At 67.9% G+C, this 5,935-nt stretch carries 6 protein-coding genes; 3 read left to right on the forward strand and 3 right to left on the reverse strand.

Annotated elements, in window-relative coordinates:
- Positions 1-115 precede the first annotated feature (115 nt).
- On the reverse strand, positions 116-1,510 hold the full coding sequence (locus A4R44_RS39305; protein WP_067592776.1) for a dihydroorotase family protein: 1,395 nt from the start codon (positions 1,508-1,510) through the stop codon (positions 116-118).
- The gene (locus A4R44_RS39310; protein WP_067592779.1) at positions 1,507-2,448 is read right to left on the reverse strand and encodes an alpha/beta hydrolase; all 942 of its coding nucleotides are present in this window, start codon (positions 2,446-2,448) and stop codon (positions 1,507-1,509) included. The genes A4R44_RS39305 and A4R44_RS39310 overlap by 4 nt, the downstream gene beginning before the upstream one ends.
- A 272-nt stretch (positions 2,449-2,720) precedes the next feature.
- On the opposite strand from A4R44_RS39310, the gene A4R44_RS39315 reads away from it, so the two are divergent.
- The 3 genes from A4R44_RS39315 to A4R44_RS48605 all read left to right on the forward strand — a co-directional run bounded on the left by A4R44_RS39315 (position 2,721) and on the right by A4R44_RS48605 (position 4,455).
- Positions 2,721-2,918 carry a hypothetical protein gene (locus A4R44_RS39315; RefSeq protein ID WP_157905117.1) on the forward strand — a complete coding sequence of 66 codons (198 nt, stop codon included), beginning with the start codon at positions 2,721-2,723 and terminating at the stop codon, positions 2,916-2,918.
- Between the two features lie 62 nt (positions 2,919-2,980).
- A complete protein-coding gene (locus tag A4R44_RS48600; RefSeq protein ID WP_157905118.1) occupies positions 2,981-3,154 on the forward strand; it encodes a hypothetical protein in 174 nt (57 codons plus the stop codon).
- A 986-nt stretch (positions 3,155-4,140) separates the two neighbouring features.
- Complete coding sequence (locus tag A4R44_RS48605; RefSeq protein ID WP_157905119.1) at positions 4,141-4,455, forward strand: hypothetical protein; 315 nt, start codon at positions 4,141-4,143, stop codon at positions 4,453-4,455.
- A gap of 137 nt (positions 4,456-4,592) precedes the next feature.
- On the opposite strand, the gene A4R44_RS39320 is transcribed toward A4R44_RS48605, so the two are convergent.
- Positions 4,593-5,935, reverse strand: a 1,343-nt coding sequence (locus A4R44_RS39320) for a hypothetical protein (protein ID WP_157905120.1), incomplete at its 5' end; no start/stop codon positions are given.

The raw sequence follows: 5,935 nt of genomic DNA on the forward strand, positions 1-5,935 counted from the left end.
AGGTGGTCGCGGACCCAGACCGAATCGAACCCGGCCCGTTCCGCGAGCTTGGCGCCCTCGATGACGTTCTCGCGCGAGGCGTGTTCGCCGAAATGGGGCAGCAGCAGTCCGAACTTCATGCGGAGACCGCCTTTTCCGTCACGGCCGCGAGCTTCCCGTGGCCGGGCTTGCCGGTGACCACGCCGTGCGCGAAGACCTCGGTCCCGCGCACGTGGGTCCGTTCGATGGCCGCGCTCAGTTCGCGGCCCTCGTAGCAGGTCCAGCCGGAGCGCGAGAGCACGTCGGCCTCGCGGATGGTCCAGGGCGAATCCATGTCCGCCACTACGAAGTCCGCGTCGTACCCGGGGGTCAGCGCGCCCTTCTTGCCGGCCAGGCCGAACTTCTGCGCGGGCGCCCAGGCCATCAGCTCGACGACACGGTCGAGGGTCAGCTGCCCTTTGTTCACGGCGTCGAGCGCGAGCGGGTAGAAGTACTGGATGCCGGGCGTGCCGGTGTGCGCGCTCCACATCTTCGTCCAGCCGATCTCCTTCTCTTCCCGCGTGTGCGGTGCGTGGTCCGAGGAGAACATGTCGATCGTGCCGTCGCGCAGGCCCTGCCAGACCGCTTCGCGTCCTTCGTCCGGCACCCAGTAGGAAAGGGCGTACGGGCCCAGCTTTTCGACATCCTCCCAAGTGGACAGAAAAGGCAGCCAGTGGTTGACCTCGCAGGTGACGTCGACGCCGTTGGCCTTGGCGCGGCGGACCGCTTCGACGGACCGGCGGGTCTGCATGTGGGCCAGGTGCACGGGACAGCCCGAGGCTTCGGCGAGCCGGAGTACGACGTCGATGGCGGTGTCCCAGATGACCCCGTCGCGCGAGGCGTAGGCGGAGGCGTAACCGGCCGGGGTGTTCTCGCCGCGGGCCAGGTACTCGCCTTCGATGTAGTCCATCAGCGACTGGTCGTGCGGGTGGATGATGAACCGTTTGCCGGTGTCGCGGATCAGCTCCATCATGCGGAGCAGGTCGCCGTGGCCGTGCATCCCGGTTCCCGCGGGGTGCGGGTAGGTGCGCCCGGTGTCGACGACCATGTAGATCTTGTACGCGTTGACGCCCATCGCGGCCATCGGCGCGATCTGGTCCGCCTCGGTCGCCGCCGGGTTGTGGTTCCAGTCCACAATGGACTTCTCCGCGTAGAGGCCGAACACCTGCCGCAGCGTGGCCACCGACGTGGTGGGCGGGATCAGGTTGGGCATCCCGAAGATCGTCGTCACGCCGCCGGCCGCGGCCTGCAGGGTGGTGGTGTGGATGTCTTCCTTGTGCGTGACACCGGGTTCACGCGTGTGGACGTGGACGTCGACCATGCCCGGCAGCACGACCTTGCCCGTGGCGTCGACGACCTGGTCCACCCCGGTCACCGGGGTGTCCTGGCTGACCAGCCCGGCGACCTTGCCGCCGGCGACCAGCAGGTCGGCGCTCACCGCTCCGCCCGGCAGGTGGATCCGGCCGCCCGTGACTCGCAACTGCACACTCATGCCTGCACCTCGAAGGACTCCTCGGGATCGGTGGGGTGACTCGTGCGGAGAACCAGATCGGCTCCGCGAAGGTGGGTTTCGAACCAGGCGACGATCCTTGGCGTTACCTGTTCCCAGTAACGGTCGTAGGCCGCGTAGTGGCTGGTGTGCCGCTGGATCAGCAACGCCTTGGGGCCGCGGGCCGCTTCGTAGATCCGCTCGGCGTGGTCGGCCGGCGTGGTGGCGTCGTTCTCCACCGCGATGACCAGCAACGGCGTGCGGAGCCCGGCCGCGGCTTCGGCCGGGCGGTAACCGAGGATCTCGGCCGCGGCGGACAGCCGGACCTTGGTGGGCGTACGCCCGTCGACGTCGGCCTTCATCTTGCTGGCTCGCCGCTCGGCGGTGGGGACCATGATCTCTTCGCGGGGATCGACCAGCCGGCCGACGCCGGTGCGCACCTGGTCCCGGCGGTCGGCTTCCAGCGCCGCCAGGAAGTCGAGCCACTCGTACTCGCTGCGCATCCGGTGCAGCCAGTCGGCGCCGTCGGCGACCGGGAGCTGGCTCACCACGGCGCGGACCCGAGGGTCGGTGGCCGCCAGCAGGACGGCGTTGCCGCCGCCGGTGCCGCCGCTGCCGAACACGCCGATGCCGTCGCGGACGACGTCGTCGCGGCTGAGCAGGTAGGTCACCGCGCTCTGCAGGTCTTCCAGCTGCCGCCGGGGCGAGAGCAGTTCGGGATCGCCGCCCGAGCCGCCGAAGCCGCGGTAATCGAAGACGAGCACCGCGAAACCGGCTTCGACGAGTGCTTCGTGATAGCGCACGTAGAGCTTCGCGTCCTTGAGCCCCAGCCAGCCCGGCCCCTGCACCACCACGCGGTAGGGCCCGGGCGTGCCGGGCGTACGCCACAGACCGTCGAGGACGTCTCCTTCGCAGTACCACGAGACGGGGACGGTTCTCACGGGCACTCCTCAAGTTGGATAATGGATACAAGTTGGCCACACAGAAAGGTTTCTAACTGCACTTATGCCGACCGCGATGCCTCAAACTTGGTCCAGATTGGATACTGGTTACAATCTGATGGGTTGTTCGCGGGATGTCAAGACCCCGCTCCCCGCCGGCCGTGGGCGGAGCACCGCCGCGATCTCGGTCACGCGCTGTCCAGCCGCGGTGCGCCGCCGAAAAGAGACCAGCCGCCGCCTCGGGCGGCATGCCGATGTCGGAGGTCTTCCCGATGGAGGTGCGAGCGCCGGGGATCGGATGCCCGGGCCACCGTTCGCTCCTTCCGCACTGCCTGGTCCCCGGCATCGAGCCTGACCGCCCGTGCGTGAAGGCGACCGCACTCGTGCGCAGCCAGTTCTCGGTCCGGCGGATGGCGCGGCTGCTGGAGGTGAAGATCGCCCAAGTGCACCGGGATTCGCGCAGCGGGTGACACGCCAGCCGTATTCGACGACCACGAGCTTGCCGAGCACCCCGCCGAGGTGGGCACCGACCTTGAGCCTGCCCTACGCCGCCGTCGCCGGTCGCGGTGTGCCGCTCGGCGGCGAAAGCGGTCAGCAGCCGACGTGGATTGACCTGGACCAGACGTCGGCGAGCGTGTTCTCTGACGACCGCATCCGCGCGTACGTGCGGATGCGCACGGCAGGACAGGTTTCGGGGGTGCGCTGAAGCCCGTCGCCGCGGCACGCTCATCGGAGTATTTCAGGTAGTCGTCAGGCAGGGCGGCCTGGTCGCCCCGCCTGCACACGCCCACAGACACGCTGCGGGTCTGCACAAGAGCCCTCGAAAGCCGGGAGGCGCTGGGAACAAGCGACGCGGAAGACCCGCCCTGGTTCCAAACGGATATTCGGCGCCTGGCCATCTCACGCTTCCGCGAGCACGCGCCGCAGCCCGCTACTTTGTCCGGCTCTTGCGCGGAGCGCGCCGTCGGCGCAGCCGCGACGGCCCCGCCCGCGGGCGGCCACCGAGTTGAAGCCGTTGGCCCGAGCCCACTCCCGGATCCCCTTGGCCCGCTCGCGATTCCCGGCCGATCAGCCACCGGTCCGCCAGGACCGCGCTCGGATTTGCGTCCGCTGACCCTGCGGGCGTTCTCGCGGTACTGGTACAAGCTGTCCCGCGATAGTCTCCGCGCCGGCGAGGTCGTCCACGAGCGAAACGAACACTTTTTGAGCCGCGAGAATCCTCCACGCGTTTGTTTGCAACAGGTTCCAAAAGCGCTGGATCCTGTTGTACCACAAGGGCTTTGCATCAAGATGCGTCGACAGCAGAGGCCATTCATGCCCTAATCCGATTTATGACCTGAATGTCCGAGCACTGCTGCGTTTCTGCGCGAAGGAAGCAGGATCGACCGCTGTCTCATCGAATCGTCCCGCAGTGCCAAGATCGCTTTGCTCACTCCCGACAAGCCAGAGGAGCCGTGACCGTGATCCGCGTTGATCCGACCGCTGATTCCCACGTCAGTTCTGCCGAGGGCCCGACCGAGCTCGCCGCCGAGAACGAGTCGTACCGGACACCGCGCCTGACGCCCTTCAGCGACCACCGCGCTGCGCAAGGCGCTGGCCGTCCGGTACAACACCGTCCGCCCGTTCCGCACCCTGCTCGGCGAGTCCTCCGCGCTGTCCGCGGCTCAGGGCGGCAAGAGGATCCTCGCGGCGGTGCGGAAACTGCCTGCGCTGGCCGCGCGCAAACCCAGCCGTCGCCCGCTGCTGCCGCGCGACATCGACGGTGACCTGGTGCCGAGGGCGTGGCGCCCGGCGGTGTTCGCCAACTCCGCGTTGCCCGAAGGCCGGGTGGACCGCGACGCCTACGTGGTGCGCGTGCTGGAGCTACCGCATCGCGCTGGCGCGCCGCGCCGTCTTCGCGGCCCCGTCGAATCGCTGGTCCGATCCAGCCGGCGATCTGCCTCGCCTCCGCAGCGCCGCGGCCCAGCTCAACGCCCTGCTGCTCGATCGCCGAGCCCCGCCTGCTGACCGACCAGGCCGCCCGCGAAAGCGGGCTTGACCTGACCTCGTCCGCCGTTGCAGTCGGCGAGGCGGCACCGAGAGTTTCGGTAATCGCCGGGGCCAAGCGATCGCATTCGTTCGGTCGCGATGCATGCGCAGTCTCGTCAGAGCTGCGTCGTGAAATCCCGATTGGTCGACTCCGTGATGTCACGTCCCGATTGACACATTCGACGGAGATTGGTCCGCAGGTCGTTGTCGATGGATTCGATGTCCTCTCCAGAGAACAGTTCGCGGGGAAAGATTCCGTTGACCGTGATACAGCCGTTGAATGTGTAGGCGGCGTACACCGCGTGCGGAGATTTCACCGGGAACTGGTTCGCCACCGAGTTGAGCCACTGCAGCCGGACAAACGACAGCCCGGGCGGTGTCGCGTACGGAGGGATCACCCCCGGGTTGGTGATGGCCACAGTCAGCAGATGAGCATAACGGCCGAAGGCTGTGTCCCGGCCAGTATGCGCGACCGCGTCTCCGTGGCGAGGCTTTGCGCGGGCCGACTGGAGCGTCTTCTTCATGCTCTTCCCGACGGCGACCGGGTCGTCGTCGGGAGCCACGCCGACGGCAACGTCGGTCCACAGCGAGAAGTTTGCCGTGTCGACGGGGTCCAGCGGCGGATTGGCTCGGGTGCGGAGGTCGACGATGGAACTGCACGTCATGGGCGCCAGCCCCGGGATGGGGATGCGTCGGCGGGTGCTGCCGAGTATCGCCCCGCAGACGAGCGCGTGGACCGACGTTCCGAATATCCGCGATGCGGCGACCAGCTGCCCGGTCTCCTCCTCCGTCAACATCAGCCATTTCTCACGAGGGAAATCGCCGACCTCAGGGTGTGCTTCCGGGGCCGTGAACGGGTTCGGCGCCCCGTTGAGCAAATCGTTGACGATTGCACGATGGGACGCGAGGAATTCCGAGGGAGCGCGGGGAAGGCCTGTGCCGGGGCCCGGCTGAACGTGCCGGCCTTCGGCCAGCGCGGAGTAGATCTCCCACAGTTCGGCGAGGAATTTCTGGACCGTGCGGCCGTCCATGACCGCGTGGTTGACCTGCAGTGCGATCCATCCGGTGGATTCGGCGCCTGGCCGGGCTGCCGCTATCAGGCGGCTCGTGCCGTGCTCGATCCTGTTCGGATAACGCACCATCGCGAGCAGGTCGTCCCGCGATCCGGTCAGCGTGACCAGTGCGGGATAGTGGCCCGCCGGAACGTGCATGGTGTGAGCGTGCCCGTCGTCACGTATGCAGCTGCGCAGGACCAGGTAGCGGTCGCTCAGGATCCGGAACGCCTGGCGAAGCAGCCGGGTGTCCAGTTCTCCCTCGTACTCGACGGCGCAGGCCGGTTCCAGGTGTCGAAGGTTGACCTCGCGCGGATCGAGGCGGCGCTCATGGTTCATGTCTCGCTCGCAAGTGGAGGTGGTGGTTGCGTCGACGTGGCTTCGGAAGAGCATCAGGTCGGTCGGTC

Origin of the sequence: Amycolatopsis sp. M39, assembly GCF_001651785.1 — a bacterium.
In the GTDB taxonomy this organism is placed as follows: domain Bacteria; phylum Actinomycetota; class Actinomycetes; order Mycobacteriales; family Pseudonocardiaceae; genus Amycolatopsis; species Amycolatopsis rubida.

Bases quoted from the DNA above. Each gene is read 5' to 3' on its own strand.
- A4R44_RS39305 (WP_067592776.1), bottom strand. From the start codon at position 1,510: ATGAGTGTGCAGTTGCGAGTCACGGGCGGCCGGATCCACCTGCCGGGC.
- A4R44_RS39315 (WP_157905117.1), top strand. From the start codon at position 2,721: ATGGAGGTGCGAGCGCCGGGGATCGGATGCCCGGGCCACCGTTCGCTC.